This is a genomic window from Anaerostipes sp. 992a, from assembly GCF_001940245.1.
GTDB lineage: Bacteria > Bacillota > Clostridia > Lachnospirales > Lachnospiraceae > Fimousia.
On record NZ_MJIG01000004.1, the window covers coordinates 1,024,809 to 1,051,188 of the forward strand.

A 26,380-nucleotide genomic window follows, 5' to 3' on the forward strand; every position below is an offset into this window, starting at 1 on the left:
TTCTAATTTTTCAATTTCAAATTCTTTATGCTGCTTCCACAAATAAATCATAGATTTCTTTTTCACTAGAAGCCTCCAACACTCTATTCATACTTTCTGGATCAGAGAAAAGCTCTGACATTGCCTGTAGGACTTCCATATGAGATTCCGGATCTGTAGCAGCCAGTGTGACCATAATACGCACATCACAGCCATCTTCTTTAAACTTCACAGGCTCTCTTAATAGCGTAATCGCAATCTGGCGCTTTAACACTCCCTGGTCCGTACTTCCATGTACCAATGCGAGATTCTCGCAAAGTACATAATAAGGTCCCAGCTTTTCTGTATTTTTGATAATTTCGTCAATATATCTTGGTTCACAATAACCACCATCTACTAAAGGCTGAACTGCGACATGAATGGCTTCTTTCCAGTCCTTTACGCCCGGAAGAATTCTTACATTCTCCAATTTCAGCATATTGTATATTTCTTTCATATTCCCTCCTATAAAAGCTGACATATCATATTTTTTATATTCTCAGCAGTTTCTGATTTCCATATCATTTCTTCATTTTCACTTTCGGAAAAAATCGTCATAATATCATTGAGCAATCGAATATGTGCTTTATGGTCCTGTGCAGATAATGTCAAAATAATTTTTGCATACCTCTTCTTTCCATCCAATGCCGTAAACTCAATCGGCTTTTTAAATACAGTAAGCTCAATTCCCATTTTATTCGCTCCATGCTCAATTTCTGAATGTGCCAGAAATACGTGCTTGGTAATAAACATATAGGGACCATACTGCTTTGTTTTCTGGATAATGCTGTCAATATAAGACTGCTTGATGAATTTCTCATTCAAAAGAGTTTCTCCTGAAATCTGTACGGCATTCTCCCAGGGCATGCTGTCTTTTACGATATGGATATATGATTTTTGTAGCATTTCCTGAATCCCCTTTTGTGAACTTCCCCTTTTTACATACTTTTTCAATGAAGTTTTTGAAAAATGTTCCATCAGTTCTGCCTTAAACTCTTTTAAATTTTTCTCTGTCATATATTTGGATGCAATTTCCGTAATCTGTGTAATATTCACATGATTGCTGTACTCATACTTCATACACTTTTTCAACACTGTCATACGATCATTGTCTGTTAGAATCGGATGTACCAATATTAGGTTTTTCTCCTCTTCTATGACAACTGTGGAAATTACAACATTATAATTATGCTGTTTTTGATAATCTTTCAAAGAACGGATATCTACCGTTTCCGCATTTGGAACTAATGTTTTGATTTCACCTCGTATCATGTTCGCTGTGCTCAACCCATTTGGACATACGATCAGAACTCTTAACTGCTCTTCCTGCTGCTGTCCTGATGTAATAAATGCTCCAAAATGTAATGTAAGATATGCAATCTCCCCATCTGGAATCGGAACTCCAATCTCTTTTTCTAAATACTTGCAGGCTCTTGCTGTAACTTCAAACAAATCTCCATACTCACTTTTAATGTTATCAAGCATTGGATTGGCCAACTGTACTCCATATCGATAACGGTATAGAGAAGTTTTTAAATGTGCAGCGATTGCCTGTACTAATTCATCTTCTTTGGAAAAACCGATTCCGGTAATTCTGGAAAATGCTTCTACTAATATTCTGGAAAGCTTTTGCGTCTCCTGCCCTGTTTTTTCATTCATAAAATCAACTGGGATACTTTGTATCCTGGAACCCAGTAAATGCAAAGCCAAGTATAATCGTTCACTTTCATCTAATTCCTCAAATCGCTTAGATACCATTTCATATTCTTTGGTATACATAATCTCAGATTTTTCATCTTCTGAAAATTCCAAAATATCTGTACGATTATCGATAGTTGAAAAGAACACCGCAATGGTATATAACGTCCCCTGTACATATTGGACATCTAACGCGTTCTCAATGTCCTTTAGTTTTTCAATAATCTGCTGTACTTTTTCGGGATCATCCAAAGGTAGAATCTCTTTCTTGTAAAAGTCAGCAATGGAACTGAAATAAGCAAAATAAATGCTTCGTTTCCGCACCAAGTCACCTACAATATGATATCCTTTTCCATTTTCATAAATAAGCTGCAGCTGATATTCGGAAATCACCTTCCCTGCCTCTTTCATATCATTAATGGTCGTGTTCCTGCTTACCTGACAAAGTTCCATAAAATCATCTAAAAAAAGATTTCTATTTCTTTGCAGAATGGAACAGATAATGATTTTGATTCTTTCAACCGGTGTAAAGACATAAGCCAGTTTGGGTGGAATCATCTTAAGCTTTGTGCGTATTAACGTTTTCTGCTCTTCATCAATCCATATTCCCTTTTTTCGTTCAATTTCCAATGGAGTAAGCTCCTGTGCTTCCAGCCATTCATTAATTTTGCGTATATCATAATATACGCTTCGTTTTGAAATTCCTTTTTCTTCTGCAAGCTGTACTACTGTCGTATATCCATCTTGATATAACAGATAATTCAGTATTTCATAACACCTTACATCCAGGTTATATATGATTGACATTTGCTACCTCCTGACATTTGCTACCTCCTTGCGCTTTCCATAATCTAATCATACCCAATGGACCAGAAAAAAGAAAGTCCAAGAAATGTACGAACCAAACCATAGAAAATGCACAAATTATACAGTGCAAAAATGGAAAACTTTATATATTTTTATGTGCAAAAATTAGACGCCTATAAAAAAACAGTTCCGCAATAAAACTACGAAACTGCTTTTTCTAATTCCATTAATCAATTCATAATATTATCATAGCCAAAATTAGCTTAGAAAAAAATATCCATAATTCAGAATACAAAAAATCCCGCTCACACGAAGCGGGATTTCTTTTTTATTGAAAAGAGAGGATAAAAAATATATGAAAAACTATGTTTTTATTATATCCCAATCTACTCATAATTCAATTTCTTCCATATAAACTTTTCTAAACAAAGAATGAAATTATCTTAACTATTTTCTACAAATCTTAAGACTCCCTGATTTTTGTTTACATCCTAAATAAGCTTAAGCTGTCATACCCTAGACAAACCTATAATTCTATCTTCTGTGGAAATGCTTCTCTTCTCCAATACCATCATCTGTAAAGAAGCCAGCCGGTGTCTTCACCGTCTGACTTCTTTTTCTCTCATCTGCTATAATATAGTTGGATTATTTCCCATATTGATGTAGCTTGCCACAGAACAGTCAAAACCTTTGATATGGCCATACAGCCAGTCAATCACATTCTTATTCACCGCCTGAACAAATGCATCCGTTGGTCCTTCTACTTCTTCTAACATCTCATAAAGCTCTTTAATGGAACTTTTAAATTCCTCATGTTTTTGTTTGTGCTCTTTGATTCCTGGGTAATCTACCTCTTCCTGCAGCTTTTCTTCTGCTCCAAAATGAAATTCTGTATAATCAGCCAGATAATCCAGCATCTTGATGGCTTCTAGCTTTCCGCCACCTTCTTCCACACATTTTACCAGCTTATTGATCTTCTCAATTAATTCTTTATGCTGTCCGTCAATGACTTCATTCCCTGTTACTAAGCTTTCATCAAATTCTGCGTACATCATAATCACTTCCTCCTTGACAGATTATTTTTAATGCTATATAAAATTATATCATTAAAATCGTCCAAGTCAATTCGTAGTTTTATTTCATTGATTCAATCAACGCATCCGCAAGAGTTTCAAATTCCGGAGCATTAGATTCCCCGGCTGAAGAATTCACGCTTACCTGTGAGCCAAGTACTTTGCATTCTTTCAATTCTTCATTGATAAATTTCTTCATCAAACTTCCAGATTTGATTGCCCATGTGCCATTTTCAATCAAGCCGAAGGTACGCTTCTGGAAATTTAATATCTTCAGATGATGAAGGAAGTCATACATTAACGGATAAATGTTCAGATTATATGTAACAGATGCAAGTACGATATGACTATACTTAAATGCCTCTGCAACCAGATAGGATACATGCGTTTTTGATACATCATATACTGATACATTTGTCATTCCTTTCTCACAAAGTCTGGATGCTAACTGCTGGGCAGCGGCTTCCGTGTTGCCATACATAGAAGCATATACAATCAAAACCCCTTTTTCCTCTGGTTCATAGCGACTCCATTTGTCATGCTTATCGATAAAATATCCTAAATCTGTACGCCACACTGGACCATGGAGTGGACAAAACATCTGAATCGGAACTGTAGCTGCTTTTTTAAGCAAAAGCTGAACAAATGGACCATATTTTCCAACGATATTGGTAAAATATCTTCTGGCATCATCAATCCAATCTCGATCAAAATCAACTTCATCATTAAAAAGCTTTCCATCTAAGGAACCAAAACTTCCAAAAGCATCTGCTGAGAAAAGCACTCCGTTAGTCGTATCAAAGGTAACCATGGCTTCCGGCCAATGAACCATTGGCGCAGCTACAAATGTCACCGTATGTTTACCAAAGCATTTCGTATCTCCTTCTTTTACGATTTCTTTACGTCCCTCTACAACAAATCCAAACTGGTGCATAAACATAAATGCTTTCTCATTGCTAATGACCTTGCAGTTCGGATAACGAATCAGCACTTCTTCCATAGATGATGCATGATCCGGTTCCATATGATTCACTACCAGATAGTCAAGATCTGCTCCATTTAGGACTTCCTCTATATTTTTTAAAAATTCTCTACATCCAGACCAATCCACTGTATCAAATAAAACCGTCTTCTCATCCATTAAAAGATAGGAATTATAGGATACACCTCTCGGAATTGGATGAATATTCTCAAACAAATGAAGGCGTTTATCATTGACGCCGACCCAATATAAATCTTCTGTTACTTTTCTAACACAACCCATATTCTAACCTCCAATACAATCTAAGATGTTTATGCTGGAATAAAATTCGCTTTTTCTTCACCACAGTCTGGACAAGTCCATCCCTCTGGAAGATTCTTGTAGCTAGTTCCTGGAGGAATATCTGCATCTTCATCACCGCGTTCTGGTATGTATTCATATCCACATCCAAGACATACATATCTGCCAACTGGTGCTGGCTTTGCTTCCTCCACTACTGCACGTTTCATTTTTACCATCGGTGGTGCCGGTTTCTTCGGATTACCATCATCTAATGCTGCAGTTAATAATGGAAGAATCTCATTCACATCTCCTACAATACCGTAATCTGCATTTTTGAAAATCGGAGCATTGGCATTGGTATTGATTGCTACAATGGTTGAAGCATCCTTAATTCCTTTCAAATGCTGAATTGCTCCAGAAATACCGCAGGCGATATAAAGGTTACCAGCAAACTTCTGACCACTCATGCCAACATAACGATCCAACGGTAGGTATTGTAATTGCTCCGCCACCGGTCTGGAACATCCGATTGCTGCACCTGCAGCTGCTGCTAAATCTCTCACCAGCTGCATATTCTCTTCGCTTCCAATTCCTTTTCCTGCGCTGACTACTCTTTCCGCTTGAGCAATCGGAGTATTGATATCGATTCCTACTGTAAAATCATGTCCATCTGCTTTTAATGCCTCTACCAGATTCGCTACGTTATCACTGGCATTTCCACCATTGAAGATTTTGGTTCTTCTTGTGCCGGTAACAGCTCCACTCTTTTTCTTACCTTTTGCCGGAGCAGCAGATGCCTTTGCTGCTTTTCCAAGAATATGGGCTGCAATTACCACGTTCTGAATTTCATTGGTTCCTTCATATATTGTACAAATCTTCGCATCCCGATATGCTCTTTCTACATCCATTCCTTTCAGATAGCCAGTACCACCAAAAATCTGCAGTGCATCATTGACAATCTCCAGACATACATCTGATGCATATTTCTTAGCCATAGCTGCTTCCATACCATAAGGTTCATGGTGTTCCTTCAGCTCTGCCGCACTGTATACCAGAAATCTTGCTGCACGAAGCTTAGTAGCCATTTCAGCGACCTTAAACTGAATCGCTTGCAGTTGTGCAATCGGAGCATTAAACTGCTCTCTTTCTTTTGCATATTCCACAGAAGCTTCATATGCTCCCTGAGCAATTCCTAGTGCCTGAGCTGCAATACCGATACGTCCTCCATCCAATGTAGACATGGCGATCTTAAATCCCTGCCCTTCCTTGCCAAGAAGATTTTCTTTTGGAACTTTCACATTGTTAAAAAGTAGCTGAGCCGTTGCAGAAGAACGGATTCCCATCTTGTCATAATGATCTCCAAAGGTAAATCCTTCCCAGCCTTTTTCTACGATAAAAGCACTGATTCCCCGAGTACCGATTCCAGGCGTAGTAACAGCAAAAATAACATAAATATCTGCCTCTCCGCCATTCGTAATGAATATTTTCTCTCCATTTAACAGATAATAATCACCACAAAGTTCTGCCGTCGTTTCCGTTCCACCTGCGTCAGACCCTGCATTTGGTTCTGTCAAACCAAATGCACCAAGTTTTTCTCCTTTTGCCAGCGGAATTAAATATTTCTGCTTCTGTTCTTCCGTACCATATGCGAAAATTGGATAGGTGCCAAGAGACACATGTGCGGATAAAATAACCCCAGTTCCGCCATCTACCCTGGATAATTCTTCAACCCCAATTGCATAACTTAAAATATCCTTTCCCATACCTCCATATTCTTCCGGATATGGAAGGCCAAGATATCCAAGAGCCCCAAATTCTTTCATCTGCTCTCTTGGAAATTCATTGTTTTGATCAAGCATAAATGCAATAGGCTTAATTTCCCGCTCTGCCCATTCACGAATTTTTGCTCTTAATTCTTCATGCTCCTGAGTCGTTTTAAAATACATTATATTCCCTCCTTCACCGTTGCTATAATAAAATTGTAATTTTATAATTTTATTATATTCTAAATATAAGCTAATGTATGTAACAATAGTTACGTATAAATCTTATTTTTTAATATTTTTCTGTTTTCTTATATATATTTTATTTTTTATCTGATAATAATGACTACTAAAATGAACTTATTCCTGTTTTACCATACAATAGCCAATACCAATATGTGTCTGAATACACTTATTCAAGGGATCCTTCTTCTCAATCTTCTTCCTGACAGTTGCCACATGTACCCGAAGAGACGCGATGTCTCCTTCAAAAGAACTTCCCCAGATTTCTTTTGTGATATTAATATGTGTCAATACCCTTCCCATGTTCTTGGCTAAGAGGCATAAAATCTTATATTCAATCGGCGTTACATGAATTTCTTCATTTTTTACATATACCGTCTGCATTTTGTAATCGATTTTCAGACTTCCATTTTGAAAAATCGGCTCTCCTCCCTGAAGATTATTCTGAAAATACATAATCCTTCGATAGGTTCCTCTGATTCTGGCAAGAAGCTCCGCTGTAGAAAATGGTTTTGTAACATAGTCATCTGCCCCTGCATCCAAAGCATCAATCTTATCTTTATCATCACTTCTTGCACTAATTACAATAATTGGGACGGTTGACCAGGAACGTATCTTTTTTATCACATCAACACCATCCATATCGGGCAGCCCCAGATCAAGAAGAATCAATTCCGGATACTGGGTGGCTGCCTCTATAATAGCTTGATCGCCACTTTTAGCTATACGATATTTATAATTTTCCATCTCCAGTGCTGTCGTGATCAAATTACGAATTGCAAAATCATCTTCTACTACTAAAATATTAGAATTACTCATGTATTTCTACCTCCTCAGCTGGCAATGTAAAATCAAAAATCGTTCCCGTTGGTTGATTATCATACACCTCTATTGTTCCACCATGTGCCATTACAATGGATTTACACAGAGCTAGTCCTAATCCTAAACTTCGTTTTGCATCTATGATTTTTCCATTTGTTGTATAAAACATCTCAAAAATATGTGGTTTATCTTCATCTGAAATTCCATTCCCATGATCAACAATCCGTACATGCACATATTTTCCCTTCTTTTTCGTGGAAATAAGAATATCTCCACCTGGGGGTGTGTATTTTATTGCATTGTCCACAATATTGATGATAACCTGCAGAATTAGTCTGGAATCTACATTAACCAACTGCATTTCATCTTCCATTTTTACTTGAATATTGTACTCTCTGCTTCTCCAACTGATATGCCTTAATGCCTCTTTAATCAAATCCTCCAACAAGTCTGCCTGCTTCTTAATCTCTACACCCCCTTCTTCAATCCTTGTAACCGACAACAAATTTTCTACAAGATTGATCAACCACATACCATCTTCATAGATATATTTATATATCTTTTGCTTTTTCTTCTCCTCCAGATTGTTTTGTAGGAGCATATCCGCATTGCCACAAATACTCGTAAGGGGCGTTCGGAGATCATGGGAGATTGAACGCAGCAGATTGGCCCGCAATTTTTCATTATTGGCCTTTTGCATTGCCGCCTCCTCTTTGGTGCGTAACACCTCATGTTCCATAACCATCGCTGACTCGGCAAGCACCGCCATAAGCACATTATTCTCAAACGCAGTGAGAGAATCTCCATGCCCCATTTCAATGCCTACTACACCATAAACTTCACCAAGGCTTCTGATTGCCAGATAATAACATGCAGAATCACTTAACGTAGCGGTAGATGCTCCCGCACGCGTATTATTCTTAAAAACCCATTCTGCCACCGCTCTCTCATTTTCAGTAATCAGCTCTGGCTTCTTCAGTGAACTTACAAGCCCTTTCTCCTTATAGATTACCGGTATATCAAGATGTTCGCCGTTCCATCCATAATAGACCACCGTTCGATTCAAAACTTTGCTGAGCTGTTCCGCCATCGTACTTCCAATTTGGTTAATGTCCTTTCCATTTTGCAGCATTTGGTTAATATCCAGTATGATTTGGGTACGATATGCTGATTTTGCCAATTCTCTTGTCTGCTTCTTCATCTTTAGAGCAAGGCTACTTGTAATCAGAGCTGCAATAAAAGTAATCAGAAAGGTGATTGGATATCCCGGATCATAAGTATCCAGAGAAAACCTTGGATCTGTAAAAAAATAATTAAATACAATGACACTCAACACCGACTGTATAAATGAAATTTCACGACTGGAAGTAAGAATCGCCGAAATCATGACACCAAGAATATATACCGTAATAATATTCGTATCGCTAAATTCCATTGCATAAAAAAGGAAACCAATGATGGTCGACACAATCAGACAAGTCATGGATATGATAACATTTTTCGTATTTATGGTTTCTTCCGTCTCATATCGAAATCTTTGTTTTGCTTTTGTCATTTTACTATCCGGAATAATATAAATATCCATATCGGGCGCATACATGGAAAGCTTATCTGTAAATGAGTATTTCCGCATAAATCCCCGGCCATTAGCACTTCGCCCGGTAACGATTTTAGAAACGCCTGAGTTTCTCGCATATTCCGCAATCAGAAAAGCAACATCTTCTCCACATACCGTCTCAATTTTTGCCCCTAGCTGCTCTGCTAAATGTATATTAGCCTTTAATCTGTTTTTATCGTCCTGGCTTCTTTTTTCAAAATCCGGCGTTTCCACATGAAGTCCAATCAGTACTCCCCCAAAGGCTTTTGCCATTCGTGCGGCTGTTCGTATAATCTTTGGATTGGATGGAGAGGTGGAAATTCCGACCAAGATTTTTTCTTCTGTATAATATTCCCCTCCGACTTCTTTCTTCGTACGTTCAGTGACAAGCTTTACCCTGTCTGCAGTTCGTCGTAATGCAATCTCCCGTAGTGCTGTTAGCTTCTCTATTGTAAAAAAGTTTTCCATAGCTCTGGAAGCCTGTTCTTTCTGGTATACTTTTCCCTCCTTCAGTCTCTTTAACAGAACTTCTGGCTCAATATCAACGATCTGAACCTCATCTGCCATATCAAAACAAGAGTCAGGAATCCGTTCTTTCATAACAATTCTGGTTATGGATGCCACAATATCACACAAACTTTCAATGTGCTGTACATTTACGGTTGTATAGACATTGATTCCTGCCTTGAGTAATTCCTCCACATCCTGATAGCGCTTCTGATGACGGCTTCCTTTTGCATTTGTATGTGCATATTCATCCACTAATACTACTTCCGGTGGCCGTCCCAAAATAGCATCAATATCCATTTCCTTCAATTTTATACCGTTATAATCAATCTGTTTTACCGGAATTACCTCCAGACCTTCTGCCATCTTCATGGTTTCTGGTCTTGCATGGGGTTCCAGATATCCGATTACCACAGCCGTACCGTCTTCTTTTAATGCCTGAGCCTCCTCCAGCATGGCATACGTCTTTCCTACACCGGCAGCATAACCAAAAAATATTTTCAACTTTCCTCGTTTTTTCTTTTCTTCTTCTAATACAATTTCTTTTAAAATCGTCTCAGGATCAGGTCTTTCTTTTTCCATGAACCTACTCCCTTCCTACTCTGAATAATAATGGAAACGGAATCAGGCCCAGCGTATATTTGTATATATCCGAGCCTTATTTCCGTTAGATGACAATCCTTTTCCTCAGGATAACACTCCTTGAAGAATGAGATTTACCTTCAGTACATTGACTGTTTCTTCACCAAAAATTCCAAGTATCTTATGTGTTGTACATTTGTCGATAATTTTTTCTATTTCATTTTCCGTCATTCCATTTTCCTTTGCCAGTCGTGGAATCTGATATCTTGCTGCTGCAATGGAAATGTCAGGATCCAATCCACTTCCGGAACAGGTTACCAGATCTTCTGGAATCTGATCACTCTTTGCATCTGGATTAGCTGCTTGTATTCTTTTAACTCTCTGTTCAACCAGTTCTTTATAATCCTGACTTTTCGGACTTAAGTTGGAAGGACCAGAATACATCTTTGTATTACCATTCTGGTCTGTAAATGCGGAAACATTCATAACTCTTCCCCACATATACTCATCCCCTGTAAATTCCTGTGCCAGCAATTCACATCCATATTTTTTACCATTAACTTCAATTACACTTCCATTAGCCTTCTTTGAAAAGAAAATCTGTGCCAACCCTGTAACTACTGCCGTATACAGTACTCCACAGATTAGCGTCATAGCCAATACCATAGTGACTGCCTTTATAAGAATACCATTTTCTTTCTTCATATCTAATTATCTCCTTCACTTCTTCATTCTCTTATACAATCCCACAGATAACCAGTAGAATATCGATCAGCTTAATAAAGATGAACGGTGTTATAATTCCTCCATGTCCATACACCAGAAGGTTTCCAGATAGCAGTTTTCCGGCAGACACCTCTCTGTATCTAACTCCTTTTAACGCCAGTGGGATTAAAGCTATAATGATCAGAGCATTATAGATAATCGCAGATAGTACGGCACTCTGTGGACTGTAAAGTCCCATAATATTTAATTTTCCAAGTCCCGGATAAAGTCCCATAAATAGAGCCGGGATGATGGCAAAGTATTTTGCTACGTCGTTTGAGATACTAAAGGTTGTCAAACTTCCTCTTGTCATCAAAAGCTGTTTTCCGATTCTTACAATATCAATCAGCTTTGTAGGAGAAGAATCCAAGTCCACCATGTTACCTGCTTCCTTTGCAGCCTGAGTTCCACTATTCATTGCAACTGCCACATCTGCCTGTGCAAGTGCAGGAGCATCATTCGTTCCGTCTCCGGTCATGGCTACCAGATGTCCTTTCTTTTGAAAATCACGAATCATTTCGAGTTTTCCTTCCGGTGTTGCTTCTGCAAGAAAATCATCCACACCTGCTTCTGCGGCAATGGCAGCTGCAGTCAATGGATTATCACCAGTAATCATAATGGTTTTAATTCCCATTTTACGAAGATCTGCAAATTTTTCTTTTACCCCATCTTTAATGATATCTTTCAGATAGATAACACCCAATACAATATGGTTCTTTGCAACAACCAGAGGAGTTCCTCCTTTAGAGGAAATCTTTTTCACAATCTCATCACATTCTGGAGAATAGGTGCCTCCTCCGCTTACTACATATTCTTTAATTGCATCTGCTGCACCTTTACGGATTTCTACACCATCGTAGTTCACACCACTCATACGGGTTATTGCTGTAAATGGAACGAATTCCATATTTTTATCAGAAAGCTTTCTTTCTCTGATTCCAAATTCTTCTTTTGCAAGTACAACTACGCTTCGTCCTTCTGGTGTTTCATCAGCCAGAGAAGAAAGCTGTGCTGCATCTGCCAATTCTCTCTCTGAAGCCCCATCCACTGGTATAAATGCATCTGCACGACGATTTCCCAGTGTAATGGTTCCTGTCTTATCCAGCATCAAAATATCTACATCACCTGCTGCTTCAATGGTTGTCGGTGCAAGACAAACCAACAGAGCCACTAATGTGGTAATGGATGTTGGATTTTCAATACCTGCCTGCTTTGCAGAGAATATAGAGTATGTATAAAGTGACATAGTTACCATAATAAAGATAATGGATAAGGCAACAAGAAAAATCTGTAATGCGATTTCATTTGGTGTTTTCTTACGGTTTGCACCTTCTACCATGGCAATCATCTTGTCCATAAAAGTCTCCCCTGCTTCACTGGTAATTTTTACAACAATCCAGTCAGACAAAACCGTCGTTCCTCCAGTTACCGCACTGCGATCCCCTCCGCTCTCACGGATAACAGGTGCAGACTCACCGGTAATTGCACTTTCATCTACAGAAGCAGCACCATCTACGACTTCTCCATCGCCAGGAATCTGTTCCCCTGCTTTTACAAGAACATAATCCCCTTTCTTCAAGCTGACAGAAGAAACAATTGTACCTTGATCTTTCTTGTGCGGTGATGAAATTTTATATGCGTCTACATCTTTTTTTGCTTTTCTTAAAGAATCTGCCTGTGCCTTTCCTCTGCCTTCTGCAATTGCCTCTGCAAAATTCGCAAACAGTACCGTAAACCACAGAATAACTGCAATCGCACAGGTATAACCGGTAGGAGCATCTCCGATTCCAAAAAACAGGGATACCAGCCAAAGTCCGGTAGTCATAATCGCTGACAGGTAAACCAAGAGCATTACCGGGTTTCCTGCCTGTGTTTTTGGTTTTAATTTTATAAACGAATCTTTTATCGCCCTCATTACCATATTTTTATCAGAAAGGGCTGTTTTTTGCTTTTCTGCCATTTTTGATTCCTCCATTTTCTACTTATCCTAAAAATTCTGCAACTGGACCAAGTGCAAGTGCCGGGAAGAAACTTAAAGCACCAATCAATAACACAATTACAATCAGTAAAAACACAAACATACCATTACTTGTAGATAAGGTTCCTGCCGTAACAGCCAGTTTCTTCTTCTGTACCATACTTCCTGCAATTGCAAGGATTCCTGTAATCGGCAGGAATCTGGCTATCAGCATTGTTACCCCAATGGTACAGTTCAGAAATGGAGTATTGGCATTAAATCCGGCAAATGCAGAACCGTTGTTTCCTCCAGCGGATGAATAAGCATACAGCATTTCTGAAAATCCATGTGCTCCACTATTATTCAGACTGTCTGCAACTGCGGGAACTGCAGCTGCAATCCCACTAAATACCAGAATAGCAATCGGTGTTGCCAGGCAGACCAGAACTGCCCATTTCATTTCATAAGGTTCAATTTTCTTTCCAAGATATTCTGGCGTTCTTCCAACCATTAATCCTGCAATAAATACGGTCAGAATTGCAAAGCCAAGCATACCATAAAGTCCACATCCTACACCACCGAATACAACTTCTCCAAGCTGCATAAGAAGCATAGGGATCATACCACCAATTGGAGTGTAGCTATCATGCATGGAGTTAACAGATCCATTGGATGCAGCTGTTGTCCAAACTGCCCATGTAGAAGAAGATCCAATACCAAATCTTGCTTCTTTTCCCTCCATGTTACCACCAGGCTGTTTAATTGCAACCTGGCTTGCTGCCATACCAAGAGGTACAATTTCTTCTGTAACAACTTCAGCGTCTTCTACGACTTTTCCATTCATTGTTACTACATTTCCATTAATCTGGGCACCTTCCAGATAATTTCCTTCAGAATCAAACGCAACTGGTTCTGTTAACTCTACAGATTCAGCAGTTTTTAATGTTTGTGGAACACCCTGAGAGGCGATAAACAGGGCGCAAACAAGAGACAGTGGAATTAAAACATACAATGTAGCTCTTGTTAAATCTTTCCAGAAGTTTCCGACCCCTTTGCCTTTCACTCTGGTAAATCCACGGAATAATGCATACAAAACTGCAATACCTGTTGCCGGTGTCACAAAGTTCTGTACCGTCAGACCCAATGCCTGAGACAGGTAGCTAAGCTGTGATTCTCCGCTGTATGCCTACCAATTCGTATTTGTCATGAAACTGATTGCCGTATTCAAAGACAGATCCCAACTCATTCCTTCAATATGCTGTGGATTCAATGGCAAATATTTCTGTGCCATCTGAATGATAAACAGCACAAGAAAACCAAATACAGAGAATGCCACAACACTTCCCAGATATTTTTTCCATGACATATCTTCTTCCGGGTCTATATGCAAGACTTTATAAATTCCTTTTTCACAGGGTGCCAGGATTTTCGTCAAAAAGACTTTCTCTCCATTCATTGCTTTGCTAATATATTTTCCTAAAGGAATTGCCAGCAAAACAAGCACCGTAAAATAAAATAAATATTGAATGACTGTTCCCATCACATTTTCTCTCCTTTCATCAATATTACAAAATAATAAATCAGTAGTGCCACAGCACAGATTCCTATAATTGCTGTAAGAATACTCATTTTCATACCTCCTATTCGTAAATTACGTTATTACTGTACTACTTTCATTTATAAATTTCTGTTAAGAGCATTTCTATGCATTTAAAGAAGTTATTAAAAATTGTATTATTTTTTACAAAATGCCTGCAATAATACAAAGATTTCCAATCTTCCAAGTACCATTCCAGCAATTTCAATCAAAAGACAGAGTGATGATGTGTCTGCACTTGTAATACCGATAGATAAACCTACTGTTCCAAGCGAAGATGCGAATTCAAACGCGCCTTCTACTAGCGTAGATCCGGAGAAAAAGGTCAATGCAAGCGTTCCTACTATATAGATAATAAGATAGCTCTCTGCATATGTAGATGCTTCTTCCACCTGCTCTCGTTCCAAAAGCTCTTTTTCTGCTCCTCTGTGATAATAAGCAAGTGTGACCGTTCGGTCTGGCAGCATCATACTCTTTATATTTCTCATCAGATTTTTCATCAGCTTACAAACACGACCCAGCTTAATCCCCCCTGCAGTAGAGCCGATTCCTCCACCGATGATCATCAGAAGAATCATAACGGCAAGAGCTGTCTCAGGCCAGTCAGTATAGCTGCAGGTAGAATATCCTGTTGTGGACAATGCAGAAAAAGCATTAAATAGTGAAAGTTCCGTTCCTTCTCCTGCTGTTACCCCACCTTGTATGAGAAAAAATGCCATAGCAGGAACGGCAACTGCCGTCAGTCCTGCCAGGAATTTTACCTCGCTGGCTTTAAAAAATTCCTTCACTCTGCCTTTAAACAGCAACAGCAACAGCGAAAAATTTGTCGTGCCAATCAACATTAACAGAATCGTGATCCACTCAATCGGAAGAGAATGATAATAGCCAATACTATCTAACCGATTGGAAAATCCTCCCGTAGACAAAGCACACATAGTATGTACGATACTATCAAAAATTGACATTCCAAACATAGCATAGAGTATCGTTCCGACAACCAGGAAGAACCCATACATCATGGCGATTACCTTTGCTGTTTTTCCAATATTGGGCATCAATTTATCCGGATGTCCTTCCGCATGGTACAACCCTGCAGAGTCCTTTTCCTGTATAAAAAGGAGCATCATCATCACAAATCCAAGACCACCTACATATTGTAAAAACCCACGATAAAACAGAAAAATCTGTGGTGTACGTTCCACATTCAGCACGGACAACCCGGTAGTAGTAAATCCACTGACGGACTCAAATAAAGCCTGGACCGGAGTAACATTCCCATATAACCAGAATGGAACCGCTGCAAGCAGAAATCCATATATCCACGCGAATACTACCAGCTGGCTATTGTTTAATAATTTTTTCTTTCCCTGACAAATTACCATTCCCATTCCAATGGAAATAATCGCTGGCAGTATAAACTGCCAGGAAAGAGCAATTTCTTCTCTATAGAAAGGAAGTACAAGCAGCGGTACTAATAAAATACTTCCCTCCAAAATCATCATTTTCCCAGTTACAGGCACTCCTTCACGATGCATCATATCCAGTCAGCTCCTTCATCTCTTCCAACTTGTTTTTATCGGAAGTAATCATCAAAAGTACATCTCCCTCCGTAACTCTGGTATCGCCCCGCGGAATCAGACTCTGATCTCCCCTGAGGATACAGCCAATAATGATCTCCTTTGGAAGATTCAACTCCCAGAGCTTTTTTCCAGCTACCTTAGAGTTTTTTAAAATGGGTATTTCCATAATATGAATTCTTCCCTCATCAAAAGGAACCATCTTTGTCATTTCATCCATGACTGCCTGTTCTTCCATAATATTGGTAATCATGTTCAACGCACAGACTACCCGGTCAATTCCCATCTGATAAAAGAAATTTGTTTTTGAAGGATCATTTAACAAAGCTACCGTCTTTTTTACAGAGAAAAACTGTTTACACATTTCGCAAATAACAAGATTGGTCTCATCACTGGCCGTCAATGCAATTGCAACCTGACATTGGTCCGCTCTGGCATCTTCTAAAATGAATCGTTTGCTTCCATCTCCATAAATTACATTCAGCTTATTGATTTCCGCAAGCTTTTTACAATCTCTGTACTCCTTATTAACAACAGTAACCTGGTATCCTTTTTTCAACAGTGCATTAGCAAGAGATTTGGCTTTATGAAAACCTCCCACGATTAGAATATTTCCTCGTTCTTTCCTTTTACCCCACATGCTTTACACCTCCAATTTCAATATAATTAGAAATTTCTTTTTGTGACAGCTCTGATGGACATATCATATCGATTCCCATATTTTCCATTAATGCTTTTTTGTCCTGATCATAAATCCTAGCCACCACCTTTGGTATATGAAATACCTTCTTTGCAATCTGCGCAGCGCAGATATTGACACAATCACGATCTGTAACCGCAAGAAAGACCGTTGCATCTTTTACACCTGCAGCGGTTAGTTTTTCAATATCCGTTGCATTAGCTGTCATTGTCAATCCTCCATATGAATATGGCAGCTTTCGAAACGCTGTTTTGTCACAGTCCAAAATCATAACATCTTTTTTCTGATCAGAAAGCTTTCCTGCGATACTCGCTCCCAGACGTCCACATCCGACGATCACCGTATATTCATTTTCTTTTTTTTTCATAATGATTAACCTCCTATTTTCTCACAAGATGTCCTACATGCCGTTCATCATAAACAATTTTGAACTGTGAATCATTCTGAAACGGACAATCTTCTTCCGAATATGCCCATTTCCCTGACGGATGCATCTCTCCAAACTGTTCCATATTGTATCGTGCCGGAATATATGTCGGATCTAGTCCATATGCTGCCCGAAAATGTCTCATAGCAAGAACATGATTTCTTTTTTTCTCCATTAAAATGCCCATTAAATTATGAGGAATTGCTGAATGAGGATCCTTAGCCATTGCTTCTCCTATTTCCTTTTCACATTCTTTATATTCCTGTCTGGCAATTAATTCTTTACATCTTCTTTCCAGTTTATCAATCATAATACCTTCCTCCTTTTTGTACTTAAAATATATATTTTTTTGTGTGATAACAGTGTTAGGATTGCCTGACAAGTTGTGAGAATTGTGTGAGATTTTTCACAATATATAAAAAACATGTGAGATTTTAAAAAGGATGTGAGAATTGTGTGAACCCGTCCAATATACAAAAAGAAAAAGGATGCAGATCTGACTGAGAAGAATCTCATTCAGTCACAATCTGCATCCTTTTTCTATATAAAGTTATTTTTCTTTTTCGTGTTCGCGCATTCGATAGCCAATGCCAATCTCCGTCTCAATATATTCTGGCTTTGCAGGATTATTCTCGATCTTCCTGCGAGTAGATGCCATAACAGAACGAAGCACCTGAGTATCTTCTCCATATCCTTCTCCCCAGATCTTTCTGAGTATGGTATGATATGTAAGCACCTTACCCACATTTTGCATAAACAGCAGTACCAACCGGTACTCCAGCGGTGTAAGATGAATTTCCTGTCCATTCTTATAGACAACATGGGCTCCATTATCCATTCGAAGTCCACCGTTAACATAGACCGTATCATCTGGCTTATTCTCTTCTTTTGCATGGCTCATCCGGTAATAATGTCGCAGTGCCACACGGATTCTTGCCATCAGCTCTGTAGCGGAAAAAGGCTTTGTCAGATAATCATCTGCACCATCATCCAATGCGGCTGCTTTTTCTTTATCCTGATCTCTTGCGGAAACGATAATAATAGGTACTTCTGACCACTCTCTGATTTTATGAAGGACATCCATCCCATCTATATCGGGCAATCCAAGATCCAGTAGAATTAAATCTATATTTTTTCGTACCATATAATCAATCCCTGCTTTTCCACTTACCACACCTTCGACTTCAAATCCAGCATTTTCCAGTGTGTATATCATAAAATTCTGTATTTGCACATCATCTTCGATCACAAGTATTTTTTCTTTAAACATCTAATCCCTCTCCTTCCGTAAGTGGAAGCGTAAAGATAAATTCCGCTCCTCGCCGATCCATCCGGTTTCTGCCGAGAATCGTTCCTCCATGTGCTTTTACAACCGTTTCACATATGGTAAGCCCCAATCCAATTCCCCTCTTCGCATCAGAGGAACGTTTCTCAGAAGTATAAAAAATCCGAAACAGATTCGGTATCTCTTCCTTATCAAGTCCTTCTCCTTCATCCCGTACGGCAATGGATACGTTATTTTGTGTATAACCGGCCGAAATGGTAATCGCTTCCTGGATTGTTGTATGCTTCACTGCATTATCCAGCAGATTGGTAATAACCTGCTCGATCAATTTTGCATCCATTGGAACAAGACGAAAATCTTCTGGTGTCTCCACCTGTATCTCTCTCTTCGGAAAGCTCCTTTCCACATGTGCAACTGCACAACCAATTACTTCTTCAATGGCTTCCATCTCTTTGTGGATCAGAATTTTTCCATCCTGCAGTCGGGTCAGGCTTAAAATGTTTTCCACCAGCGATTTCAGCCAGTCTGCATCCTGATAAATTCCTAAAAGCAGTTTCTGGCGCTTATCTTCTTTATCCGTCATATCCATCAGCATCTCTGATGTACCCATAATACCAGACAAGGGTGTCCGAAGATCATGAGAAATCGCACGAAGCAGATTGGCCCTCTCTCTTTCTCGCTCCATATTCTCCTTGTCTCTAATCCTTTCTATTGTTACCTCAATTCGCTCCATTGCCATAGAAACATTCTCAAGAATAGAATGAAACAGTTTTTGCTTTGCGTGAAGCTCCTCAACCGGAGCCTTCTTATCAATTTCCACCACTCCCAGAAGTTTTTCTCGACCATTGACAGGATAATAATAGGCATCCTTATCTTCCAGATATTCCGTTCGTAAATTAGAAAATTTCCTTTGCAACTCTTCCGGCTTCGATACATTTCTGTGAATCTGTTTTTCTCCTACCTGTTGAATATGCATAGCATCTTCCCGTATGCCGATATAAACGCATCCAACATTTACCTGTATTAACCGGCTAATACTTTCTACCGCAATTTTTAAAATATCTTCCATATCAGCTGCATCTGATAATTTGCTGGAAAGCATATATAAAATCTGACTTTCCTCGCCTCTTTCATTTGCTTCCTTCGTTAAAAGCTTTTCCTTTGTTGTCAACGCACTGGTTACCAAAGAAGTGGCCAACATAATCGAAAAAGTAATCAGATAGCTTGGATCATTAACGGCTAAAGTATGATATGGAGCTGTAAAAAAATAATTAAAACACAATAAGGAAACTACTGCTGACAAAATACCATACTGATATCCCTGTGTAAATCTTGCCACCAGTAATACAGCCAGCAGATACATTACCACAATATTAGTCTCAGAGAATCCAAGCTCCACAAATATCTTCCCTAATACTGTTGCAGATGATACAATTCCTATTAGTTTCACCAGGTTTTGTAAAATCATCTTCCATCTATTCATAATCATTCCTCTTTTCATTTCTACTTTATTCCCATTCAGTATAGCATAAGAGGTTGTATTTTCCAATTATAAGAGCTATGCGATTCCCTTCAATAATAAGATAAGCCAGTTTTATTTTTACTATGCGTATTTTATATGCCTATGCAATGGCAACACATTCGTAAGGACGAAGCACCAATCTTTTCTCTATAACATTTTCTTTTTCATAGTTACCAAGAAACACTTTCTTTTTCAAAAATATTTCTGGCAATGAAACCGTCATATTTTCTCCTGAAAAATTACAGAGCACAAGCATATCTTCTTTCTCATTATATCGATGATACCCGATTATCTGATCCATATCATCATAAAGGAATGCAATCTTACCATCTGCTATCACCAGCCTGTCCTTTCTGGCTTGAATCAATTTCTGATAGAATGCAAAGATGGAATTCTCATCTGAAACCTCCTGTTCCACATTGATCCATTCATAATTATCCGGTGGGAAAATCCATGGAGTCCCCGTTGTAAATCCTGCATATTCAGAAGCATTCCATTGCATTGGTGTACGACCATTATCTCTGGATCTTTCCCCAATAATCTTTAATGCCTCTTCTTTCGTTTTCCCACCTGCTATCATAATATCATAATAATTCAGGCTTTCTACATCTCGATATTCCTGTATACTTTGATAATATGCATTGGTCATCCCGATTTCTTCTCCCTGATAAATATAAGGCGTTCCCCTCATAAAATGAATGCACATAGCAAGCATTTTGGCAGATTTTTCCCAGGCATTCTTATCATCTCCAAATCGTGAGACTGCACGAGGCTGATCATGATTGCACCAGAAATTGGCATTCCATCCATTATATTTCTGCATGCCCTCCTGCCAGGTCTTAAATAACCTCTTTAATTCCTTCATGTCCGGCAGCATGATTTCCCATTTATTCCCATTTTTATAATCTACCTTCAGGTGATGAAACTGAAATACCATAGAAAGTTCTTTTTCGTCTGGATTAGAATAGCGAATACAGTTTTCAAGAGAAGTAGATGACATTTCCCCCACTGTAATCATATCTGTAATGCCCGTATCCTCTGCCAGTTCTCTCAAATATTCATGAACATGAGGACCATCTGTATAGAATCTTCTTCCATCCCCTTCCAGATCATCTTCAAAAATCTCCGGCTTAGAAATCAGATTGACCACATCAAATCGAAATCCCTGAATTCCTTTCTCCTTCCAGAAACGGATCACCTGCTTCAATTCCTCTCTGACTTTCGGATTATCCCAATTTAAATCTGCCTGAGTCACATCAAATAAATGAAGATACCATTTTTTCAGATGGGGAACATACTCCCATGCGCTTCCTCCAAATTTAGACTGCCAGTTTGTCGGAGGCTGGTCCTCTTTCCCATCCCGAAAGATATAGTAATCCATATATTCCGGATCCCCTTCCAGAGCTTTTTGAAACCACTGACTTTCTGTAGAGGTATGATTAAAAACCATATCCAGCATAATTCCAATCTGTCTTTTTTCTGCTTCTTTCACTAATTCTTCTACATCATCCATCGTTCCAAACATGGGATCTATCTCATAATAATTTGCTACATCATATCCATTATCCCTCTGAGGCGATGTAAAAAATGGAGTAATCCATATATAATCTGTGCCTAGTTTTTTAATATAATCTAATTTTTCTATAATACCTCTTAGATCACCAATTCCATCTCCATTTGTATCGTAAAAAGATTTTGGATAAATCTGATATACAACCTTATCTGCAAAATGATTCATTCTTATTTTCCTTTTTCTTTCTTCCCCAACTATCTATTCCTATAGCAGTGGGAAAAATCTCCCACTTAGTTATAAAGATGCAACGATGTCCTGTCCTGCTGTTACCCGATTTCCAGTATGGAAGGTAATCTGATTACCTGCATCATCAGCAATGACCATCACCGTCACCAATGGATGTCCTTTTTCTCTGATTTTATCCATATCAAAGCTAATTAACTTATCCCCAGCCTTTACCCGGTCTCCAGCTTTTACATGAGGAAGAAATCCGTCCCCATTCATATCTACCGTATCCAGACCAATATGTAATAATATTTCTATTCCATTGGCAAGCTTCATACTGCACGCATGATTACTCCCTTCTATAACTACGGTAACTTCACCATCCGCAGGCGCTTTTAAGACATCGTCTTCTGGCTCAATTGCCATACCGTCCCCTAACACTTTTTGAGAAAATACCTGATCCGGCACTTCTGTAATATCCATGGTTTTACCAGATAAAAATGCTTTTAGCTCTGTTACTTCTTCCGCTGCCTCTATTTCTTCTGTTTCTTTGATTGTTCCTTTTCCAATTCCCTTTTTCTTACCAACGATGACTGTCAATACAAACGGAACTGCAATCGCAACCAACATTCCCATCAGAAAAGTCAACATGTATTTCGGCTGAATGGATAAGATCCCTGGAAGACCTCCAACCCCTATTGCATTGGCAGTTGTAGAAGTTGCGGTAGACACGACTGCTGCACATGCAGATCCGATCATACCACAGACAAATGGAAATGTATGTTTTAAGTTAACTCCAAACATAGCTGGTTCTGTTACACCAAGATAACAGGAAATACAGGATGGCACATTAACTTCCTGTGCATCAGCATTATTTTTCTGTAAAAAAATCATACCGAGTACAGCAGAACCTTGCGCAATATTAGAAAGTGCGATCATCGGCCATAACATAGTCCCTCCAAAATCGGCAATCAGCTGTAGATCAATGGCATTGGACATATGATGCAATCCCGTAATCACCAATGGTGCATACACAAAACCAAAGATTGCTCCAAAAATAACCTTAAACTGTCCAGAAATTCCTGCATAAACAACAGAAGAGATAACAGAACCTATCTTCCAGCCAATTGGACCTAAGACAAAATGTGCTGCCATAACTGCCAATAATAAACTACAGAATGGCACTACGATCATGGAAATTACAGATGGGCAAATCTTTCGGAAGAATTTTTCCAGATAAACCAGTGTAAATGCCGCTAAAATTGCCGGAATCACCTGTGCCTGATATCCAACCATATTAACCTGGATAAATCCAAAATCCCATACAGGAATATCAGCCACTGCTGTTCCCGCTACCGCATAAGCGTTTAACAACTGTCCAGATACCAGTGTAAGACCAAGAACAATCCCCAACATCTGCGTCGTTCCCATTTTCTTCGTTACAGACCAGCAAATTCCAACTGGAAGCATATGGAATACTGCTTCCCCAATGAGCCATAAAAAGCTATCAATTCCTCTCCAGAACTGACTCAAGTCGCAAAGTGTCTTTGTTCCATTTTCAAATAAATATAAACTATCGATACAATTTCGGAACCCTAAGATCAAACCCCCTGTGATCAATGCCGGAATTAATGGAGCAAAAATTTCTGCCAAAGCTGTCATCACTCTCTGAATCATGCTCTGATTCTGTTTTGCCGCCTTCTTCACTTCCTCCTTAGAAACACCAGAAATTCCTGCAACCTCAACAAAGTCATTGTAAAAATCTGCAACCGTATTTCCGATGATAACCTGGAACTGCCCAGCCTGAGTAAAGGTCCCTCTTACGACCTTCATCGCTTCAATCCCCTTAATATCTGCTGCATCAGGATCATTTAAGACAAATCTCATTCTCGTAATACAATGAGAAACTGCAGCGATATTCTTTCTACCGCCTATCAAACGTAATAATTCTTTTGAGTCTTCTGTATATTTACCCATATTTTTTCCCTTTCATTATTCCTTTACTTTTGCTAACTCGTTTGAACATGTTCATGTTTTATTTATACCATTCTTGTTTGAACATGTCAATATTCTTGTTTAAACAAATTTATTTTTGGCATTATTATGAAATTTTACCTTGATTTTTGTATGAATTTTACATATACTAAGGTTGTTCAAACAAGATTATTTATAAAGGGAGAATTTCTTATGCCAAAAGCAAAATACGAAGATATCTATAAAGATATCAAAAAGAAAATTGAAATCGGAGAATATTCCTATGGAACCCTTCTTCCTTCCGAAAATCAGTTCATCAAAATTTATAACTGCTCAAGAAATACTGTTCGGAGAGCATTATCTATTCTGATTTCCGATGGTTATGTTCAATCTATTCATGGAAAAGGTGTTCGAATTATTTATCAAAATATGAATCATCGCACTGCATTTACAGTAGGAGGAATCGAAACTTTCAAAGAAACTGCAAAAAGAAATCAACTACAATCAATTACCACCGTAAAGGAATTTTCTTTCGTTGTCGTAGATGAAGAACTAGCAAAAGAATCTGGATTTCCTGTTGGCACTACACTATACAAAATCGTTCGAATCCGTTACTTAGATGGCAAGGCACTCATTCATGATCGAAATTATTTTCTGGCATCCCTTTTACCCAATCTTACACCAAAGATTGCAGAAGAGTCCATCTATGAATATTTGGAGGATACTCTTCATATCCAGATTGCTACCAGCCAACGGCGAATTACGGTAGAACACGCAACAGTGGAGGATCTTCAATATTTAGATCTTGGCAATTATGACTGCCTGGCTGTCATTACCAGCCATACTTACGATTCCCACGGATTCTTATTCGAGTATACCCAGTCCAGACATCATCCGGAATATTTTTGTTTCGAAGATACTGCTGTTAGAAAATCATAGATAGTTTATGATAGTCATGACCACCCGCTTAGCACAACATCATAAACTTAACGCTAATTCAAATAATAATTAAAATAATAATCCTTATTTTTTCATATGTTAAGAAGCTTTTACTGAAAAAAAGCCCAGATTTCACCATATAAAGAATCTGGGCTTTTTAAAAACTATTTTTCTGATTATTTTTATATTTATTAGTCAGGTTTTTCTTACGTTCATGATCGGGAAGATTTCTTATAGGAAGCACATATTGTTCCATTTCAGATTGTAATCTCGTCAGCAATCTTCCTCTTTTTTCAGCATTTTCTTCCAGCAGTATTTTTATCATGCATTCCTTAAATAATCCAATCGCAATATTTTCGTTGGTATGCATAGGATATCTCTTCTTTTTCATATGTTCTTTTTTCACTACTTCTTGATCGGCGCTCCTCTGGATATCATGCATCATATTATATACCAATATCTGCGCATAAAAATCCTGATAGACATAGATAGACGCTTTTCCTGTCACACTTTCAAATTTCATCTTGTTTTTTAGTGTATGGTACTTCTTTTCTATCTCCCACCGTTTATAATATAATTCCTGTATCTGATCAGACGTAAAATTTTTCGGCAGATCCGTCATCAATACAAGTTCTGTTCCAGAAGGAAGTTCCTTATTCAGGATACGTGTCCTGGTCACTTCTTTTTCCCTCATATGTTCCCAACGATCCGGATGTTTTTTCTGTATCTTGGCAAGTCGTGCATGGGTATGTTTTAAGTATACATATTCATCCGATGATCTCATGTTTTCTCTCTCAGCTTTATAATCATTTGATGAGAGCCGGAACAGGTAATGTATCCCATTTGTTTCCAGATGATCAATAAATTCCAATGATGGATATCCTCTGTCAAATACTGCCAGGATCGGCAGATCGATCCCTGTTATTTTCAGATGATCCAGATTTTTCTTGGCTAGTTCATTCTCACTTGTACAAATATGAGCGATCTGGATATCCAGATAAAATCCGTTCAGGATATCATACATGCCACTGATCAATGCACGTGCCTGGCCTTGTTTTGAATGCTGGTTACTACTGGTTCCAAAATTTCTTCTGTTTTCCATTGAATTCGGGATCTCCACCTTACTCCCGTCGATAGCAAGGAGCAGGTAACCATTCCATAACTCGGTCTCTGATGAGTGATAAAAATCTGCCAGGTATTCATCATTTAAGTAAGAAAAAACATCTGGATTTAAACGTTTTCTTTGCTGCAGATAACCTTGTGTTGATATTTTCATGTCTGTCCCCTTTTTTTGCTTAAAAAAATTTCTAAGTTCCAATACGGTTGTCATTCCTTTTTTTGCAAGACAGCACAATAACATGTCCTTCAATGGCATTTTGCGATTTCGTGAAAAAGTATTACTATTTTTTATCCTGGCATGGCTTGGCAGATCAGGATGCGTTAATTGTTCGGAAAGTTTTTGAAATCTTTTTCTATAAGTTTTTTTCATATCCACCCCTGTCTATATTTTACCACGCAAAAAAGA

19 protein-coding genes and 1 pseudogene are annotated in these 26,380 nt (G+C 38.5%); 1 reads left to right on the forward strand and 19 read right to left on the reverse strand.

The window, feature by feature from the left end:
* Nucleotides 1-25: 25 nt before the first annotated feature.
* The 18 genes and pseudogenes from BHF69_RS09210 to treP form a co-directional block, all read right to left on the reverse strand.
* Complete coding sequence (locus tag BHF69_RS09210) at nucleotides 26-475, reverse strand: PTS sugar transporter subunit IIA (protein ID WP_075670877.1); 450 nt, start codon at nucleotides 473-475, stop codon at nucleotides 26-28.
* An 8-nt stretch (nucleotides 476-483) separates the two neighbouring features.
* Nucleotides 484-2,523 carry a BglG family transcription antiterminator gene (locus BHF69_RS09215; RefSeq protein WP_075670879.1) on the reverse strand — a complete coding sequence of 680 codons (2,040 nt, stop codon included), beginning with the start codon at nucleotides 2,521-2,523 and terminating at the stop codon, nucleotides 484-486.
* A 629-nt stretch (nucleotides 2,524-3,152) separates the two neighbouring features.
* A complete protein-coding gene (locus tag BHF69_RS09220; RefSeq protein ID WP_075671806.1) occupies nucleotides 3,153-3,575 on the reverse strand; it encodes a bacteriohemerythrin in 423 nt (140 codons plus the stop codon).
* Nucleotides 3,576-3,657: 82 nt separating this feature from the next.
* A complete protein-coding gene (locus BHF69_RS09225) occupies nucleotides 3,658-4,860 on the reverse strand; it encodes an FprA family A-type flavoprotein (RefSeq protein WP_075670881.1) in 1,203 nt (400 codons plus the stop codon).
* Nucleotides 4,861-4,889: 29 nt separating this feature from the next.
* On the reverse strand, nucleotides 4,890-6,806 hold the full coding sequence (locus BHF69_RS09230; protein ID WP_075670883.1) for an acyl-CoA dehydrogenase family protein: 1,917 nt from the start codon (nucleotides 6,804-6,806) through the stop codon (nucleotides 4,890-4,892).
* 177 nt (nucleotides 6,807-6,983) lie between these two features.
* Complete coding sequence (locus BHF69_RS09235; RefSeq protein ID WP_075670885.1) at nucleotides 6,984-7,685, reverse strand: response regulator; 702 nt, start codon at nucleotides 7,683-7,685, stop codon at nucleotides 6,984-6,986.
* Entirely contained in the window at nucleotides 7,678-10,374 is a 2,697-nt protein-coding gene (locus tag BHF69_RS09240; protein ID WP_075670887.1) for a sensor histidine kinase, read from the reverse strand. Before BHF69_RS09240 ends, BHF69_RS09235 begins: the two co-directional genes overlap by 8 nt.
* A gap of 105 nt (nucleotides 10,375-10,479) precedes the next feature.
* Nucleotides 10,480-11,079, reverse strand: coding sequence for a potassium-transporting ATPase subunit KdpC (kdpC, locus tag BHF69_RS09245; RefSeq protein WP_075670889.1), 600 nt, complete (start codon nucleotides 11,077-11,079; stop codon nucleotides 10,480-10,482).
* A gap of 31 nt (nucleotides 11,080-11,110) precedes the next feature.
* Complete coding sequence (gene kdpB / locus BHF69_RS09250) at nucleotides 11,111-13,099, reverse strand: potassium-transporting ATPase subunit KdpB (protein WP_075670891.1); 1,989 nt, start codon at nucleotides 13,097-13,099, stop codon at nucleotides 11,111-11,113.
* Between the two features lie 22 nt (nucleotides 13,100-13,121).
* Nucleotides 13,122-14,636, reverse strand: a pseudogene (locus BHF69_RS14765) (potassium-transporting ATPase subunit KdpA).
* Nucleotides 14,637-14,830: 194 nt separating this feature from the next.
* Nucleotides 14,831-16,231, reverse strand: coding sequence for a TrkH family potassium uptake protein (locus BHF69_RS09260; RefSeq protein WP_143249525.1), 1,401 nt, complete (start codon nucleotides 16,229-16,231; stop codon nucleotides 14,831-14,833).
* Nucleotides 16,218-16,910: a potassium channel family protein gene (locus BHF69_RS09265; RefSeq protein ID WP_075670893.1), complete on the reverse strand. Its 693-nt coding sequence runs from the start codon at nucleotides 16,908-16,910 to the stop codon at nucleotides 16,218-16,220. Before BHF69_RS09265 ends, BHF69_RS09260 begins: the two co-directional genes overlap by 14 nt.
* Complete coding sequence (locus BHF69_RS09270) at nucleotides 16,900-17,337, reverse strand: NAD-binding protein (RefSeq protein WP_075670895.1); 438 nt, start codon at nucleotides 17,335-17,337, stop codon at nucleotides 16,900-16,902. Before BHF69_RS09270 ends, BHF69_RS09265 begins: the two co-directional genes overlap by 11 nt.
* A 13-nt stretch (nucleotides 17,338-17,350) precedes the next feature.
* Nucleotides 17,351-17,707: a tetratricopeptide repeat protein gene (locus BHF69_RS09275; protein WP_075670897.1), complete on the reverse strand. Its 357-nt coding sequence runs from the start codon at nucleotides 17,705-17,707 to the stop codon at nucleotides 17,351-17,353.
* A gap of 240 nt (nucleotides 17,708-17,947) precedes the next feature.
* Nucleotides 17,948-18,667, reverse strand: coding sequence for a response regulator (locus BHF69_RS09280; protein ID WP_075670899.1), 720 nt, complete (start codon nucleotides 18,665-18,667; stop codon nucleotides 17,948-17,950).
* Nucleotides 18,660-20,165 (reverse strand): DUF4118 domain-containing protein, encoded by a 1,506-nt coding sequence (locus BHF69_RS09285; protein ID WP_158022575.1) that lies wholly within the window; start codon nucleotides 20,163-20,165, stop codon nucleotides 18,660-18,662. The genes BHF69_RS09280 and BHF69_RS09285 overlap by 8 nt, the downstream gene beginning before the upstream one ends.
* A gap of 139 nt (nucleotides 20,166-20,304) precedes the next feature.
* Nucleotides 20,305-21,942 carry an alpha,alpha-phosphotrehalase gene (gene treC / locus BHF69_RS09290; protein WP_075670901.1) on the reverse strand — a complete coding sequence of 546 codons (1,638 nt, stop codon included), beginning with the start codon at nucleotides 21,940-21,942 and terminating at the stop codon, nucleotides 20,305-20,307.
* 69 nt (nucleotides 21,943-22,011) lie between these two features.
* Nucleotides 22,012-23,919: a PTS system trehalose-specific EIIBC component gene (treP, locus tag BHF69_RS09295; RefSeq protein WP_075670903.1), complete on the reverse strand. Its 1,908-nt coding sequence runs from the start codon at nucleotides 23,917-23,919 to the stop codon at nucleotides 22,012-22,014.
* Between the two features lie 210 nt (nucleotides 23,920-24,129).
* On the opposite strand from treP, the gene treR reads away from it, so the two are divergent.
* The gene (gene treR, locus BHF69_RS09300) at nucleotides 24,130-24,855 is read left to right on the forward strand and encodes a trehalose operon repressor (protein ID WP_075670905.1); all 726 of its coding nucleotides are present in this window, start codon (nucleotides 24,130-24,132) and stop codon (nucleotides 24,853-24,855) included.
* A gap of 157 nt (nucleotides 24,856-25,012) precedes the next feature.
* Here the strand turns inward: treR and BHF69_RS09305 are convergent, their stop codons facing one another.
* Nucleotides 25,013-26,344 (reverse strand): IS4 family transposase, encoded by a 1,332-nt coding sequence (locus BHF69_RS09305; RefSeq protein ID WP_075670907.1) that lies wholly within the window; start codon nucleotides 26,342-26,344, stop codon nucleotides 25,013-25,015.
* Nucleotides 26,345-26,380 lie beyond the last annotated feature (36 nt).